The following is a 15892-nucleotide window of genomic DNA, read 5'->3' on the forward strand; positions in this document are numbered from 1 at the left end:
TATGCCGCCATCCGGCAGTTCAGGTTATTCCCAGAAATCACGCGCGGGATCGAGCACCGGGCGAATGATGCCCGCACGCACCGTAAAGTCACCGAAGCCTTCACCCGCTTCGCGCTCTTTCGCCCAGCGCCCGACCAGTTCGTCAACGGCGTCGAGAATTTCCGATTCCGTAATATTTTCGCGATACATACGCGGGATGCGCGTGCCCATGCGGTTACCGCCCAGATGTACGTTGTAGCGGCCCGGTGCTTTACCCACCAGCCCCAGTTCCGCCAGCATCGCGCGGCCACAGCCGTTCGGGCAGCCGGTGACGCGCATCACGATATGCTCGTCAGGAATGCCATGCTTTTCCAGGATCGCTTCCACTTTGTCAGTGAATGACGGCAGGAAACGTTCGGCTTCGGCCATCGCCAGCGGACAGGTCGGGAACGACACGCAGGCCATCGAGTTTTCACGCTGCGGCTTCACTGCATTCATCAGCCCATGATCGCGCGCCAGCTTCTCTACCTTCGCTTTCTGGCTTTCCGGTACACCGGCAATAATCAGGTTCTGGTTAGCGGTAATGCGGAAATCGCCTTTGTGGATCTTCGCGATCTCCAGCAGCCCGGTTTTCAGCGGACGGCCCGGATAATCCAGAATACGACCGTTTTCAATAAACAGCGTCAGGTGCCAGTTATTGTCGATCCCTTTCACCCAACCAATGCGATCGCCACGACCGGTGAACTCGTACGGGCGGATCGGCTCAAACTTGATCCCCGCACGGCGCTCCACTTCCTCTTTGAACGTGTCGATACCAACGCGTTCAAGGGTGTATTTGGTTTTGGCATTTTTACGATCGGTACGGTTACCCCAGTCGCGCTGGGTCGTGACCACCGCTTCCGCCACCGCCAGGGTGTGCTCCAGCGGCAGGAAGCCGAATTCGCTCGCGGTACGGGCATAGGTTTTCTTGTTGCCGTGTTCGATTGAGAGACCGCCGCCGACCAGCAGGTTAAAACCGACCAGCTTGCCGTTTTCGGCAATCGCCACGAAGTTCATGTCGTTGGCGTGCAGATCGATATCGTTCTGCGGCGGGATCACCACCGTAGTTTTAAACTTACGCGGCAGATAAGTTGAACCGAGGATCGGCTCTTCGTCCGTCGTCGCGACTTTTTCCTGATCGAGCCAGATCTCTGCATAGGCGCGAGTACGCGGCAGCAGATGTTCGGAGATCTTTTTCGCCCACTCATAGGCTTGCGCGTGCAGCTCGGACTCATATGGGTTCGAGGTGCACAGCACGTTACGGTTCATGTCGTTGGCGGTCGCCAGTGCGTCCAGGCCAACGGAGTGCAGCATCTGGTGCACCGGCTTCACGTTCTTCTTCAGAATACCGTGGAACTGGAAGGTCTGACGGTTAGTCAGACGGATGCTGCCGTAAATGGTGTTATCCGCGGCAAATTTGTCGATGGCCTTCCACTGGGTTGGGGTGATCACCCCGCCCGGCAAACGACAGCGCAGCAGCATGGCGTGACGCGGCTCCAGCTTCTGCTCGGCACGTTCGGCGCGGATATCGCGGTCGTCCTGCTGGTACATGCCGTGGAAACGGATCAGCAGGAAGTTATCGCCGTGGAAGCCGCCGGTCAGGCCGTCGTTCAGGTCTTCCGCGATGGTGCCACGCAGGAAATTACTTTCACGCTTCATGCGCTCGGCGTCAGTCAGTTTGCCTTCGACCACTAAAGGCCCTGGGTATTTTTCGCTCATTAGTAGACATCTCGCTGATAACGGCGCTCAACGCGCAGCTCACTTAAAAATTCATCCGCCGCTTCGATGTCCATTGCACCGAATTCAGCAATCACTTCCAGCAATGCCTGCTCAACGTCTTTCGCCATGCGATTAGCGTCGCCGCAGACATAAATGTGGGCACCGTCATTGATCCAGCGCCACAGCTCTGCGCCCTGTTCGCGCAGTTTGTCTTGGACGTAGATTTTTTCTTTTTGATCGCGAGACCAGGCCAGATCGATTCGGCTCAGCACGCCCTCTTTTACATAGCGCTGCCATTCCACCTGATACAGGAAATCTTCGGTGAAATGCGGGTTGCCGAAGAACAACCAGTTCTTGCCTTCGGCGCCATCGGCCGCACGCTGCTGCATAAAGGCGCGGAACGGGGCAATACCGGTGCCCGGGCCAATCATAATCACCGGCGTCTGCGGGTTTGCCGGCAGGCGGAAGTTATCGTTGTGTTCAATGAACACGCGAACTTCACCTTCTTCTTCCACGCGATCGGCGAGGAAGCTGGACGCGCCGCCTGCGCGGGCGCGCCCTTCAATGTCATAACGCACGACGCCGACGGTCACGTGCACTTCACTTTCGACTTCCGCCTGTGCCGAGGCGATGGAGTAAAGGCGCGGGGTCAGCGGACGCAGCAGGCCGATTAACGCTTCGGCGTCGAGCTGTGCCGGGGAGAAGCGCACCATATCGACGATTGGCGTGGTCGCCGCATATTGCTGAAGCTGGGCTTTATCACCGACCAGCGGCAGCAGCGATTCACTGCGCGTTAAGGTGGCATAGTTTTCCACGATATTGGCGGTGTTGACCGTCAGCTCAAAGTGCCACTGCAGGGCTTCCGCCAGCGGCAGCGTTTTGCCATTAACCGTGACCGGTTCATCGCCCTTCAGCCACAGCAGTTCAACCAGCTCTTTGACCAGCGAGGGATCGTTCTGATACCACACGCCCAGCGCGTCGCCCGGCTGATAGCGCAGGCCGGAGTCACCGAGATCGATTTCGATATGACGGACATCTTTTTGCGAATCACGGCCGGTGATTTTCTGGTTCACCGAGAGCGATGCCGATAGCGGCGCTTCTTTGGTGTACGGGCTGGAGTGAACCTCATTGACCGCACCGCTTGCCACGGCCGCGACGGAAGACGCTGCTGGCGCACGGGCTTTTAGCACCTCAACCAGACGCTCGCGCCACTGCGCAGCCGCGGTCTGGTATTCGACGTCGGCATCGACGCGATCGAGCAAACGCTCGCCGCCCAATTCAGCCAGCTTGCTGTCGAAGTCTTTCCCCGCCTGGCAGAAGAACTCATAAGAGGTATCGCCCAGACCCAGCACCGCAAAGGCGGTATCGGTCAGCTTCGGCGCTTTTTTCGAGAACAGGAACTTATGCAGCGCAACGGCCTCTTCCGGCGTTTCCCCTTCACCCTGCGTAGAGGTCACTATCACCAACAGCTTTTCTGACGCGATTTGTTTGAATTTATAATCCCCGGCGTTCACCAGGTTCACGTTCAGTTTGGCGGCCAGCAGATCGTCACGCAGCGCTTCGGCAACACGGCGCGCGTTGCCGGTTTGCGAGGCGGAAATCAGCGTGATGCTCGTGACTTCAGCGGCTACCGGCGCGGCTGTTGCGACCGCTGCGCCTGGCTGCTGGTTAAGCACGCCCCAAAAATAGCCGGAAACCCAGGCAAGCTGGGTCGGTGTTAAATCGGTAGTGGCGGCCTGTAAGCGCGCCAGCTGCTCCGGATTAAGCGGGAGCAAAGCTGAAGGGGGAGACTGTGTTGTCATGCGTCGTTATGTTCCAGTAGCAAAGCTGTTTCTAATCAGGAAAAACAAAACTGAATGTAAGGTTAACGACGACGATAATAACAATTAAAGAAGTGATAGAAATATCAAATAACCAAATGGACTAACCTGTTTTCCTGGTAGTTAATAGCGATAAAACAGATTTAATAACCAATTGATATAATTGAAAAATAATTATCACCATGACCAATATTTGCACGCATTGCCCGTTTAGCCGTTTTAGTTAATGCAGAAAAATGTGCATTCGGGTACTATGCGGCGTTTTTTTTCCGCAAGACTGAGAGTTCATGATGTCCACCACACTGTTTAAAGATTTCACCTTCGAAGCCGCCCACCACCTGCCACATGTGCCAAAAGGGCATAAGTGCGGTCGCCTGCACGGCCATTCGTTTATGGTGCGTCTTGAGATTACCGGTGAAGTCGATCCCCATACTGGTTGGATCATGGATTTTGCCGAACTGAAAGCGGCGTTCAAACCGACCTACGATCGTCTGGATCACTACTATCTGAACGATATCCCTGGCCTGGAGAACCCGACCAGTGAAGTGCTGTCCCGCTGGATCTGGGAACAGGTTAAACCGGTTGTGCCGCTGCTGAGCGCGGTCATGGTTAAAGAAACCTGCACCGCTGGCTGCGTTTATCGCGGCGAGTAATTTCTCCCGCACGCGGGGAGCCGGTACACGACTCCCCCGCCTCGTTCACCATTTCCGCTATCGTCCTCATTTCACTGATTTTTCATTCTGCGGCCTGCCGCGCGGAAAAATTGCCCGCATCTGCCAGACTCATTAGGTTGGTAAATACATAATGAGGAAATAGGGATGAAGAAAACGTTTCTTGCGGTAGCGCTCTCTGCGCTGTGCATTGCCTCTGGCGCGAGCGCCGCGACAACGACCGAGGATGGGTATCAGCTTCAACAGGTGCTGGTGATGAGCCGTCACAACCTTCGTGCACCGCTTGCCACTAACGGCAGCGTGCTACAACAGTCGACGCCAAACGCGTGGCCTACGTGGGAAGTTCCTGGCGGCCAGCTCACCACCAAGGGCGGCATTCTGGAGGTGTATATGGGGCACTATATGCGCGAGTGGCTGGCGCAGCAGGGTCTGGTCACCAGCGGAGAATGCCCGCCGCCGAACAGCGTTTACGCCTATGCCAATAGCCTGCAACGTACCGTCGCCACCGCTCAGTTCTTTATCAACGGCGCCTTCCCCGGCTGCGATATTGTGGTCCACCATCAAGAAAAAATGGGCACAATGGACCCTACGTTTAACCCAGTGATCACCAATGATTCTGACGCCTTCCGCGAAAAAGCGGTGCAGGCGATGGAAAAAGAGCGCCAGGGTAAACATCTGGACGAAAGCTTTAAACTGCTGTCGCAAATCATTCGCTATCAGGACTCTCCGTCCTGCAAAGAAAAACAGCAGTGCTCTCTGAGCGAAGCAAAAGACAGCTTTAGCGCTAACTACCAAAAAGAGCCGAGCGTGAAAGGCCCGCTGGCGGTGGGTAACTCGCTCGTCGATGCGTTTACGCTGCAATATTACGAAGGTTTCCCGCTGGATCAGGTGGCATGGGGTGAAATTAAAACGGATAAGCAGTGGCAACTGCTGTCGCAGCTGAAAAACGGCTACCAGGATAGCCTGTTTACCTCAACGGAAGTGGCGCAGAACGTCGCAAAACCGCTGGTAAAATATATCGATAATGCGCTGGTGACCGAGGCGGCAAAAGCGCCAAAAGTGACCGTATTAGTCGGCCATGATTCCAACATTGCTTCGCTGTTAACCGCGCTCGATTTCGACGCCTACACGCTTCCTGGCCAATATGAGCGTACGCCCATTGGCGGAAAAATCGTTTTCCAGCGCTGGCATGACGCAAAAGAAAATCGGGACTTAATGAAAATTGAGTACGTTTATCAGAGCACCGAACAGTTGCGTAATGCCGATAAGCTGACGCTGGAAACACCGCCACAGCGCGTCACGCTGGCGTTGAAAGGCTGCCCGGTGGATGCCAACGGTTTCTGTCCGATGGACCGTTTCTCGAAGCTGATGAATGAGGCCGCCAGGTAATAATCAGCAGGCCTGCTAAGCGCAGCGCCATCAGGCACTACGGTGCAAATTGACCAGTGCCGGCGTCGCCTTATCCAGCCGACGAAAAAACCACGGGCGAGGCGGATTGCCCCTCGCCCTGGGTTAAGAACAGCGTCTTAGGCGATATTCAGATACTTATGCGTCTGCATCGATAAACGCCAGTTACGTGCGATACAGGTTTCAATGCACAGGCGCGTAGCGTCTTCTTTCTGGCTGATAGGCTGCAGGGCAATAATGCGGGGCTTATCGTCGGAGAGCGTCTCAAGCAGTTCGTCCAGCGCTTCGATGTCGCGCACGCGGCCTACCGGGTGCTTGATTTCATCGGCGCGGGCCAGCGCCTGCGACAGCACGTCGAAGCCGCCGCGCATATTCACTTTTGGTGAGACGGTAACCCAGGTACTGTGTGAACAGCGCACTTCATGCGTGCCGCTGGTTTCAATCTGGCAGCTGAAGCCATTCTGCTCGAGCATTGTGGTAAGCGGGGTCAGATCGTGAATACACGGTTCACCGCCGGTAATAACCACGTGGCGCGCCGTCCAGCCCTGGCGGCCAATAATCGCCAGCAGGTCTTCGCTACTTGCCGCGCCCCATTTATCGCTCTCTTTGGTTTTTGCCAGGATACTGAACAGAGAAACTTCCCGATCCTCGAGCTTCTCCCAGGTATGTTTAGTGTCACACCAGGCACAGCCTACCGGGCATCCCTGTAAACGAATAAAAATGGCGGGAACGCCAGTAAAATAACCTTCGCCCTGCAGGGTCTGGAACATCTCGTTAATCGGGTACTGCATCGTCAACTCTTCAATAGTGGTAAACCGTTATTATTGCATACTTCGCCCCAACGATCCCGCGCACTTCTTGCGCAACCGCGAGTACACGCCGCACGCCGCGCTTCTGATTAAAGATATCTTTTAAAACGACACGCCGCGAAAATGAATTAACTCCGTTGTCGAAACGTTGATTGTATTATTATTCAATTTAACCATACCAACCATTATAAAACTTAGCCTGCAAACATTTCGCCACTAAAACCGGATAATTCATTTATTTCACAAAGAAAAAATGCCACTTTTGATGTAACAAATAATGTTTTAATTTACAACTCAGAAATAAATAAAATTACAATAAAATCAACAATATATAATTATAATTAATTTTTATTGAATTTTTACAAAGCGCGACTTGTCGAATGTAATCCACATTAATGCCGAGTCTTAAAATAAGCTTAAGACACGCCATAAAGAGGCCATTCTTTATTTAATCACCGTTTACTTTTCTCATCCTAGAATCCGCAAACCAACCCTGATGAGACAGTACTCATGAATACATTATTAGTGACGGGCGTTACCGGTTTTTTGGGTGGAGCGGCGCTGGAAGCGATCCTCAATGGCAATAACCATCCTCAATTACTGCTTTTAGTACGTGCTGAAAACGGTGCAGAGGCTGTCGCACGGGTGAAAGCAAACCTGCGCAAGTTCAATCTCAGCGAGGAGCAGCTCGCGGGTTTAAGCGAACGCAATATCCTGCTGGGCGATTTAGCCACACCGGAAGGGTTTCTTAATGACCCACGTCTGGCGCAGGTTACCCACGTGCTGAACTGTGCCGCCGTAGCGTCATTCGGTAACAACCCGCTGATCTGGAAGGTCAACGTGGAAGGTACGCTGAAGTTTGCCCAGCGCATGGCACAGGTAGAAGGCCTGCAGCGTTTTCTCCACGTTGGCACAGCGATGTCCTGCTCGCCGGAACCAGACTCTCTGGTAGCCGAGAGCGCCGCATTTCGCGAGCGCGCGGAACACCTCGTCGAGTACACCCATTCTAAATCGACCATTGAACAGCTGATGCAACAACAGTGCCCTGCGCTGCCGTTAGTTATTGCTCGCCCCTCAATCGTGGTGGGTCATACTCACCACGGCTGCCAGCCGTCCAGCAGCATCTTCTGGGTGTTTAGCATGGGGCTGATGCTGCAAAAATTTATGTGTTCAATGGAAGACCGCATCGACGTGATTCCGGTGGACTATTGCGCCAGCGCGCTGCTGATGCTGCTTCATTCACCGCTCGCACAGGGGGAAGTGGTGCACATCTCCGCCGGGGAAGAGAACAGCGTTCGTTTTGCCGACATTGACAGTGCGATGGCGACAGCGCTGGAGCAGGCACCGGTTGGCGACCGCTATGCGCAGGTAAGCTATGAGACGCTGGTGAAAATGCGCCGCGAGCTTAAAGGCATCTTCGGGCCCTGTAACGAGCGGCTGATGTTGAAAGCCATGCGGCTGTACGGCGCGTTCGCCACGCTGAACGTGCGCTTCAGCAACGATAAGCTGCTGAGCATGGGCATGCCCAAACCCCCTCGTTTTACCGACTATATCGATCGCTGCGTGCAGACAACCCGCGGGCTATCGATCCCTCAGCAGATGGCGGTCGATTTCAAATAAAAAAAATGCCAGCCCGAAGGCTGGCATTTTTATATCAGATAAAGACAGGATTACGCCTGGCCTTTGATCTCTTTACGACCGTTGTACGGAGCCTGTGCACCCAGCGCTTCTTCGATGCGAATCAGCTGGTTGTATTTAGCAACGCGGTCAGAACGGCTCATAGAACCCGTTTTGATCTGGCCAGCAGCGGTACCAACAGCCAGGTCAGCGATGGTAGCGTCTTCAGTTTCGCCAGAACGGTGAGAGATGACAGCGGTGTAGCCAGCGTCTTTCGCCATTTTGATCGCAGCCAGAGTTTCGGTCAGAGAACCGATCTGGTTGAATTTGATCAGGATGGAGTTAACGATGCCTTTTTCGATGCCTTCTTTCAGGATCTTGGTGTTGGTTACGAACAGGTCGTCACCAACCAGCTGGATTTTGTCGCCCAGTACTTTAGTCTGGTATGCGAAACCATCCCAGTCAGACTCGTCCAGACCATCTTCGATGGACACGATCGGGTACTGTTTGGTCAGTTCTTCCAGGAAGTGAGTGAATTCTTCGGAGGTGAATGCTTTGTTGCCTTCGCCAGCCAGAACGTATTTACCGTCTTTGTAGAATTCAGACGCTGCACAGTCCATCGCCAGAGTGATGTCTTTGCCCAGCTCGTAGCCAGCTGCTTTAACCGCTTCAGCGATAACAGCCAGAGCTTCAGCGTTGGAGCCCAGGTTAGGAGCGTAGCCGCCTTCGTCACCAACAGCAGTGTTCATACCTTTAGCTTTCAGAACTTTAGCCAGGTTGTGGAACACTTCGGAACCCATACGTACGGCTTCTTTCAGGGATTTCGCGCCAACTGGCTGAATCATGAATTCCTGAATGTCGACGTTGTTGTCAGCGTGCTCGCCGCCGTTGATGATGTTCATCATCGGAACCGGCATGGAGTATTTGCCCGGAGTACCGTTCAGCTCAGCGATGTGAGCGTACAGCGGCAGGCCTTTAGCGGCAGCTGCTGCTTTGGCGTTTGCCAGAGAAACGGCCAGGATTGCGTTCGCGCCAAAGTTGGATTTGTTTTCAGTACCGTCCAGATCGATCATGATCTTGTCGATGCCAGCCTGATCTTTAGCATCTTTACCCAGCAGAGCCTGAGCAATCGGACCGTTAACAGCGGCAACCGCTTTCAGTACGCCTTTACCCATGAAACGGGATTTGTCGCCATCGCGCAGTTCCAGCGCTTCGCGGGAACCAGTAGAAGCACCTGACGGGGCAGCTGCCATACCGACGAAACCACCTTCCAGGTGTACTTCTGCTTCAACAGTCGGGTTACCACGGGAGTCGATGATTTCACGACCGATGATTTTAACGATTTTGGACATTAGGTTTTCCTCAGTACAAGTTAAACTAAAACTCCAGACAAACAACGCCCCTCGTGGGGCGCTGCCGTTCTAACTTTTTTTACTTCGCCTGGCGCTTCTGGTACTCGCCTGCGGCTTTCACAAAGCCAGCAAACAGCGGGTGCCCATCACGCGGCGTGGAAGTAAACTCCGGATGGAACTGACAAGCAACGAACCACGGGTGATTCGGTACTTCGATGATCTCGACCAACTGATCATCACCGGAACGGCCCGCAACGCGCAGACCTGCAGCTTCAATCTGTTTCAACAACATGTTGTTGACTTCATAGCGGTGACGGTGACGTTCAACGATAGTGGGTTCGCCGTACATCTGACGTACCAGGCTGTCATCGCTAAGCTGGCACTGCTGCGCGCCAAGGCGCATGGTGCCGCCGAGGTCGCTCTTTTCAGTACGAACTTCGACATTGCCTTCTTCATCACGCCATTCGGTAATGAGCGCCACAACCGGGTACTTACAGTCTGGCACAAATTCCGTGGAGTTGGCGTTGTCCATCCCCGCAACGTTGCGCGCAAACTCAATCAGCGCAACCTGCATACCCAGGCAGATGCCCAGATAAGGAATATTATTTTCACGCGCATAGCGCGCGGTCGCGATCTTACCTTCTACACCACGGTAGCCGAAGCCGCCAGGGATCAGGATAGCATCCAAATCTTTCAGAATTTCGACGCCGCGCGTTTCCACATCCTGCGAGTCAATCAGCTTGATGTTGACGCTAACGCGGTTTTTAAGACCACCGTGCTTCAGCGCTTCAATCACGGATTTGTAGGCGTCCGGCAGTTCAATGTACTTGCCGACCATACCAATCGTGACTTCGCCTGCCGGGTTCGCTTCTTCGTAGATAACCTGTTCCCATTCGGCCAGGTTTGCTTCCGGGCAGTTTAAGCTGAATCGTTTACAAATATAATCGTCCAGCCCCTGAGATTTCAACAGGCCTGGAATTTTATAAATGGAATCGACGTCTTTCATCGAAATAACCGCTTTTTCTGGCACATTACAGAACAATGCAATTTTTGCACGTTCGTTGGCCGGAACCGCGCGATCGGAGCGGCAGATCAGAATATCTGGCTGAATACCGATAGAAAGCAGTTCTTTGACGGAGTGCTGAGTCGGTTTAGTTTTCACTTCACCGGCAGCCGCCAGGTAAGGCACCAGAGTCAGGTGCATGAACAGCGCGTGTTCACGACCAATATCAACCGCCAGCTGACGAATCGCTTCCAGGAACGGCAGGGATTCGATATCACCTACGGTACCGCCGATTTCGACCAGTACCACGTCGTGACCTTCGCCACCGGCAAGGACACGCTCTTTAATGGCGTTGGTAATGTGAGGAATGACCTGTACGGTCGCGCCCAGATAGTCACCGCGGCGTTCTTTACGCAGAACGTCGGAGTAGATACGACCGGTCGTGAAGTTATTGCGGCGCGTCATTTTGGTGCGGATGAAACGCTCGTAGTGACCCAGGTCCAGGTCGGTTTCAGCGCCGTCTTCGGTAACGAACACTTCCCCGTGTTGGATCGGGCTCATGGTGCCTGGATCGACGTTGATGTACGGATCCAATTTCATCATGGTCACGTTGAGGCCACGGGCTTCAAGAATGGCTGCCAGGGAGGCTGCGGCAATGCCTTTACCCAGAGAGGATACGACCCCGCCGGTCACAAAAATATAGTTCGTTGTCATGCTGAACCTGAGAAGTTAGGGTGAAACGATGGAATAACCAAGACGGGAAAGTAGTATACCCGAACATGGCGAGCGCCACAAACTTTCATTCTCGCTCCTCAATCGCCGCAGAAACAAACATGGGGAGTGAGAAAATAGCCCCTTTTGGGTAAATGTTTTTGACGCAAATCAAGCGCTTGTCATTTAAGATTTCGCACTTTTCGCCCTTCCCCGCAAAAATTCTTTAGAGATCATGTTCCTGCTGCTTTACCTGCTGCCAAACTTCTTCCATCACATCGAGGTCTACGCCGGTCATTTCCAGGCCGCGCGCCGCGACAATTCGCTCCACTTCGCGGAAACGGCGTTCAAATTTTTCGTTGGCTTTTTGAAGCGCGGTCTCGGCTTTTACCCCTAAATGGCGAGACAGATTAACGGTCGCGAACAGCAGATCGCCCATCTCCTCTTCCAGTTTAGCCTCATCAACCACCGCCTGCCTGGCTTCGTCCATGACTTCGTCGATCTCTTCGTACACTTTGTCCAGCACCGGGCCCAGCGTCGTCCAGTCAAAGCCGACAGCCGAGCAGCGCTTCTGGATTTTGTGCGCTCGCATCAGGGCCGGGAAAGCGCGTGGAATGTCGTCCAGCGCAGAATGCTGCGCCTTTTCCGCGCGTTCGGCGGTTTTGATTTGCTCCCAGCGGGCCAGCACTTCCTGGCTGTTGCTGGCGCGCGCGTCACCAAAAATATGCGGATGGCGGCGTTCCAGCTTGTCGCTGATGGCTGCGCAAATATCGTTGAAATCAAAGCGCCCTTCTTCCTGGGCCATCTGGGCGTAAAACACGACCTGGAATAGCAGGTCACCCAGCTCGCCGCGCAGGTCGTCAAAGTCTTCGCGCGCAATCGCATCGAGCACTTCGTATGTCTCTTCGAGGGTGTAAGGGGCAATAGAGCTGAACGTCTGCTCTTTGTCCCACGGGCAGCCGTTTTCCGGGTCGCGCAGGCGCTGCATGATGCCGAGCAGTCGGTCGATTTGAGTCATGTGACAATCCTGGAAATTTAAAAATAGCAGGCCGGATAAGGCATTTATGCCGCCATCCGGCGTGGTGAAATTGCCGGATGGCGGCTTCGCCTTATCCGGCCTACAGAAAGATTACCCGCCGTGCAGGCGGCGCGCGTCGATCACGTCCGGCACCTGATTGAGCTTGCCAAGCACGCGTCCCAACACCTGCAGGTTATAGATTTCAATCGTCATATCGATAGTTGCCATCTGCTGTTTGGTGTCGCTGCGGCTGGCAACGCCCAGCACGTTAACCTTCTCGTTGGCGAGAATCGTGGTGATATCACGCAGCAGGCCGCTGCGGTCGTTGGCCTGCACGCGAACCACCAGCGAGTAGCCCGCCGAGTAGCTTTCGCCCCAAACGGCATCAACGATACGCTCAGGGGCATGCGACTGCAGCTCCGCCAGCTGTTCACAGTCGGCGCGGTGTACGGAAATCCCGCGTCCCTGAGTAATAAAGCCAACAATCTCGTCGCCGGGAATCGGCTGGCAGCAGCGGGCAATGTGGTGCATCAGATTACCCACGCCTTCTACCACCACGCGGCCGTTATCTTTGCTGCGATTCTGCGGCGTGTAGGTTTTCTGCTGCAGCTGCTTGAGCGCTGCCGCGTCCTGCTCGGCGGCGCTTGGTTTATTGAACTGCGCCTGCAGGAAGTTGACCATCTGGTTGAGGCGAATGTCGCCGCCGCCAATGGCCGCCAGCAGCTCTTCAACGTCGTTAAAGTTGTAGCGCGGCAGCAGGTGTTTTTCGGCTTCCTTGAGGCTGATCCCCAGCTGCGCCAGCTCGTCGTCGAGGATTTGTCGACCGGCCAGCACGTTCTTGTCTTTGTCCTGTTTGCGGAACCAGGCGTGGATTTTTGAACGCCCGCGGCTGGTCGTTACGTAGCCCAGGTTCGGGTTCAGCCAGTCGCGGCTCGGGTTCGGCTGCTTCTGGGTGATGATTTCAATCTGATCGCCCATCTGTAGCTGGTAGGTAAACGGCACAATACGCCCGCCAATTTTCGCGCCAATGCAGCGGTGACCGACGTCGCTGTGAATGTGGTAGGCAAAGTCCAGCGGCGTTGATCCCGCCGGCAGATCCACCACGTCACCTTTTGGCGTAAACACGTAAACGCGGTCATCAAAGACCTGGCTGCGCACTTCGTCGAGCATTTCGCCCGAGTCAGCCATTTCTTCCTGCCACGCAATCAGCTTACGCAGCCAGGCAATACGATCTTCATGGCCGGAGCGTGGCCCGCTGGCAGTACCTTCTTTGTACTTCCAGTGCGCGGCGACACCCAGCTCGGCATCTTCATGCATCTGTTTAGTACGAATCTGGATCTCAACCGTTTTGCCACCCGGCCCCAGTACTACGGTATGGATAGACTGATAACCGTTGGGTTTTGGGTTAGCCACGTAGTCGTCGAACTCATCAGGGAGGTGGCGATAGTGAGTGTGCACTATCCCCAACGCGGCGTAGCAGTCCTGTAAACGCTCGGCGACGATGCGCACCGCGCGCACGTCAAACAGCTCGTCGAAGGCGAGGTGTTTTTTCTGCATTTTGCGCCAGATGCTGTAGATATGCTTCGGACGGCCATAAACCTCGGCCTTCACCCCTTCGGTTTTCATTTCGCTGCGCAGGTGGCCGACAAACTCATTGATGTAATGTTCGCGGTCGATGCGGCGCTCGTGCAGCAGTTTGGCAATGCGCTTGTACTCAGCCGGGTGCAGGTAGCGGAAGCAGTAATCCTCCAGCTCCCATTTCAGTTGGCCAATGCCGAGACGGTTGGCGAGCGGAGCGTAGATGTTGGTACACTCTTTCGCCGCCAGCACGCGTTCATCTTCCGGCGCGTCTTTCACTTCGCGCAGGTGGGCAATGCGCTCGGCGAGCTTAATCACCACGCAGCGGAAATCATCGACCATGGCCAGCAGCATGCGGCGCACGTTGTCGACCTGTTCGGAGGATACCGCGTCGGTATGCGTCGCCTTCAGCTGACGAATCGCCGCCATATCGCGCACGCCGTGAATCAGGGTAACGACCGATTTTCCGGCGCTCTCGCTGAGCACTTCTTCACTCACCACGTTAGCGTCGACTAACGGGAACAGCAGCGCCGCACGCAGCGTGTCGTTATCCATACTCAGCGTGGAGAGGATCTCGACCATCTCAACCCCGCGCCAAAGCATCAGCTCGGCGTCATCGCGCCCTACGGTCTGTCGGCGACAATAATCCCAGGTCTCGGCTAAGCGTTCACACGACTGCTGGCTGGAAATTCCCAGACTTGCGATCCATTTCTGTGGGTCAAACTCACCAGCTTTATTGAGATGTGCACTTCTTACCGCAACCATTGTCCTCTCCTTTCAGGGACCGGCCTGTCGAAGTCGACAAGCCACCGTTATTACCGACGCTCAAACAGCACCATAGATTCCTGGTGCCCAGTGTGCGGGAACATATCAAGCATTGCCAGACGCTGAATTTGGTAACCCGCACTCAGCAACGCCTCGCTATCGCGCGCAAGTGTAGCCGGGTTGCAGGACACGTACACCACCCGCGTCGGCGCTAATTTTATAACATGCTGCATCACGCCCGGTGCGCCAGCACGGGCAGGATCGAGTAAAACTTTGTCAAAACCATGCTTCGCCCAGCTCTGACGGGTGACGTCGTCCTCCAGATTCTCATGGAAGAAAGTGACATTTTCGAGATGATTCTGCGCGGCGTTCTCACGCCCCTTCGCCACCAGCGCCGGAACGCCTTCTACCCCGACGACGCTCGCCGCACGCTTCGCCAGCGGCAGCGTAAAGTTACCCATACCGCAGAACAGATCCAGCACTCGGTCTGTGGGCTGTACATCCAGCCATGCTAATGCCGTGGCCACCATCTGCTGGTTTACGCCGTCGTTCACCTGAATAAAATCACGCGGGCTGAAGGTTAAGCGTAGACCGTCTGAAGAATACCAGGGGGCTTCACCGGTAACGCGTTCAAGTATCTCGCTTTCCGGCGCCAGATACAGCGCCACGCCGGAAGAATGCGAAAAGCGTTCCAGTTTTTCTTTATCGTCGTCGCTCAGCGCCGCGGTGTGGCGCAGCACCATCAACGGGCCGTTGTCAGCGCCCACCAGCTCCACATGTCCGAGCTGACGTTGCCCCTTCAGGCTACTCAGGCATTCACGCACCGCCGGCAGCAGCGACTCAAGAGCGGGCACCAAAACGGGGCATTGCACCACATCGATAATATCGTTCGAATTCGCCTTGCGAAAACCCATCTGCAACTGTTGGGTCTTCGGCTGATAATTCAAGCTCAGACGCGCACGGCGGCGGTATCCCCAGGCGTCACCGGCGATAACCTCATCAACCTCATGCTTCATTAAACGATTAAGCGCCGCGCGCTTGCTGCGCTGTTGTAGTGCAACCGCAGCATGCTGCTGCTGGCAGCCGCCACAGACGCCAAAGTGCGGGCAGCGCGGCAAAACGCGCTCCGGGCTGTCGTTCAGACGACGTTTGACCTGGCCGCGCGCATACTGTTTTTTATCTTCCGTGAGGGTAATTTCAGCCCGTTCTTCTGGAAGTAAGCCATTGATGAATAATGCTTTACCGTTGTGGCGCGCCACACCTTGCCCAAAGGGATCAAGATCGCTGACTGTCACGGTTATGATCTGACGCGTCGTCACGCGCCGTTTTGCAGAGTAGAATTGCGCCATCGTAGAGATTTTTCTCAATCAAATATATTGCCCTGATTCTCCCACAACGGACCTC

The 15892-nt window shown here is 54.8% G+C and carries 11 protein-coding genes; 3 read left to right on the forward strand and 8 right to left on the reverse strand.

Translation table 11 applies throughout. The features are described from left to right. Window positions 1-24 precede the first annotated feature (24 nt). The gene (gene cysI, locus H7R58_RS18095; protein WP_106926051.1) at window positions 25-1737 is read right to left on the reverse strand and encodes an assimilatory sulfite reductase (NADPH) hemoprotein subunit; all 1713 of its coding nucleotides are present in this window, start codon (window positions 1735-1737) and stop codon (window positions 25-27) included. Then, window positions 1737-3539: an NADPH-dependent assimilatory sulfite reductase flavoprotein subunit gene (cysJ, locus tag H7R58_RS18100; RefSeq protein WP_182930112.1), complete on the reverse strand. Its 1803-nt coding sequence runs from the start codon at window positions 3537-3539 to the stop codon at window positions 1737-1739. The genes cysI and cysJ overlap by 1 nt, the downstream gene beginning before the upstream one ends. A gap of 305 nt (window positions 3540-3844) precedes the next feature. Between cysJ and queD the strand changes: the two genes are divergently transcribed. Together queD and agp are read left to right on the forward strand one after the other, a co-directional pair. After that, window positions 3845-4210: a 6-carboxytetrahydropterin synthase QueD gene (gene queD / locus H7R58_RS18105; protein ID WP_181357981.1), complete on the forward strand. Its 366-nt coding sequence runs from the start codon at window positions 3845-3847 to the stop codon at window positions 4208-4210. Between the two features lie 165 nt (window positions 4211-4375). Further along, window positions 4376-5617: a bifunctional glucose-1-phosphatase/inositol phosphatase gene (agp, locus tag H7R58_RS18110; RefSeq protein ID WP_182930111.1), complete on the forward strand. Its 1242-nt coding sequence runs from the start codon at window positions 4376-4378 to the stop codon at window positions 5615-5617. Between the two features lie 137 nt (window positions 5618-5754). Here the strand turns inward: agp and queE are convergent, their stop codons facing one another. Beyond that, window positions 5755-6426, reverse strand: coding sequence for a 7-carboxy-7-deazaguanine synthase QueE (gene queE, locus H7R58_RS18115; protein WP_106926045.1), 672 nt, complete (start codon window positions 6424-6426; stop codon window positions 5755-5757). A gap of 528 nt (window positions 6427-6954) precedes the next feature. On the opposite strand from queE, the gene H7R58_RS18120 reads away from it, so the two are divergent. Next, window positions 6955-8064, forward strand: a complete 1110-nt coding sequence (locus tag H7R58_RS18120) for an SDR family oxidoreductase (RefSeq protein ID WP_106926043.1) — start codon at window positions 6955-6957, stop codon at window positions 8062-8064. A gap of 50 nt (window positions 8065-8114) precedes the next feature. On the opposite strand, the gene eno is transcribed toward H7R58_RS18120, so the two are convergent. The 5 genes from eno to rlmD form a co-directional block, all read right to left on the reverse strand. Continuing rightward, on the reverse strand, window positions 8115-9413 hold the full coding sequence (gene eno / locus H7R58_RS18125; RefSeq protein WP_106926041.1) for a phosphopyruvate hydratase: 1299 nt from the start codon (window positions 9411-9413) through the stop codon (window positions 8115-8117). A gap of 79 nt (window positions 9414-9492) precedes the next feature. Then, entirely contained in the window at window positions 9493-11130 is a 1638-nt protein-coding gene (gene pyrG / locus H7R58_RS18130; protein WP_106926039.1) for a glutamine hydrolyzing CTP synthase, read from the reverse strand. A gap of 223 nt (window positions 11131-11353) precedes the next feature. Further along, window positions 11354-12145, reverse strand: coding sequence for a nucleoside triphosphate pyrophosphohydrolase (gene mazG, locus H7R58_RS18135; protein WP_182930110.1), 792 nt, complete (start codon window positions 12143-12145; stop codon window positions 11354-11356). Between the two features lie 111 nt (window positions 12146-12256). Then, the gene (gene relA / locus H7R58_RS18140; protein ID WP_106926035.1) at window positions 12257-14488 is read right to left on the reverse strand and encodes a GTP diphosphokinase; all 2232 of its coding nucleotides are present in this window, start codon (window positions 14486-14488) and stop codon (window positions 12257-12259) included. 50 nt (window positions 14489-14538) lie between these two features. Beyond that, window positions 14539-15837 carry a 23S rRNA (uracil(1939)-C(5))-methyltransferase RlmD gene (gene rlmD / locus H7R58_RS18145; RefSeq protein WP_182930109.1) on the reverse strand — a complete coding sequence of 433 codons (1299 nt, stop codon included), beginning with the start codon at window positions 15835-15837 and terminating at the stop codon, window positions 14539-14541. Window positions 15838-15892 lie beyond the last annotated feature (55 nt).

Origin of the sequence: Klebsiella sp. WP4-W18-ESBL-05 (assembly GCF_014169075.1) — a bacterium.
Taxonomy (GTDB): domain Bacteria; phylum Pseudomonadota; class Gammaproteobacteria; order Enterobacterales; family Enterobacteriaceae; genus Kluyvera; species Kluyvera ascorbata_B.

What these genes read in the sequence shown, in the direction of transcription:
- queD (WP_181357981.1), top strand. Translation starts at nt 3,845, where the DNA reads ATGATGTCCACCACACTGTTTAAAGATTTCACCTTCGAAGCCGCCCAC.
- H7R58_RS18120 (WP_106926043.1), top strand. Translation starts at nt 6,955, where the DNA reads ATGAATACATTATTAGTGACGGGCGTTACCGGTTTTTTGGGTGGAGCG.
- rlmD (WP_182930109.1), bottom strand. Translation starts at nt 15,837, where the DNA reads ATGGCGCAATTCTACTCTGCAAAACGGCGCGTGACGACGCGTCAGATC.
- eno (WP_106926041.1), bottom strand. Translation starts at nt 9,413, where the DNA reads ATGTCCAAAATCGTTAAAATCATCGGTCGTGAAATCATCGACTCCCGT.
- agp (WP_182930111.1), top strand. Translation starts at nt 4,376, where the DNA reads ATGAAGAAAACGTTTCTTGCGGTAGCGCTCTCTGCGCTGTGCATTGCC.
- mazG (WP_182930110.1), bottom strand. Translation starts at nt 12,145, where the DNA reads ATGACTCAAATCGACCGACTGCTCGGCATCATGCAGCGCCTGCGCGAC.
- cysI (WP_106926051.1), bottom strand. Translation starts at nt 1,737, where the DNA reads ATGAGCGAAAAATACCCAGGGCCTTTAGTGGTCGAAGGCAAACTGACT.
- pyrG (WP_106926039.1), bottom strand. Translation starts at nt 11,130, where the DNA reads ATGACAACGAACTATATTTTTGTGACCGGCGGGGTCGTATCCTCTCTG.
- cysJ (WP_182930112.1), bottom strand. Translation starts at nt 3,539, where the DNA reads ATGACAACACAGTCTCCCCCTTCAGCTTTGCTCCCGCTTAATCCGGAG.
- queE (WP_106926045.1), bottom strand. Translation starts at nt 6,426, where the DNA reads ATGCAGTACCCGATTAACGAGATGTTCCAGACCCTGCAGGGCGAAGGT.
- relA (WP_106926035.1), bottom strand. Translation starts at nt 14,488, where the DNA reads ATGGTTGCGGTAAGAAGTGCACATCTCAATAAAGCTGGTGAGTTTGAC.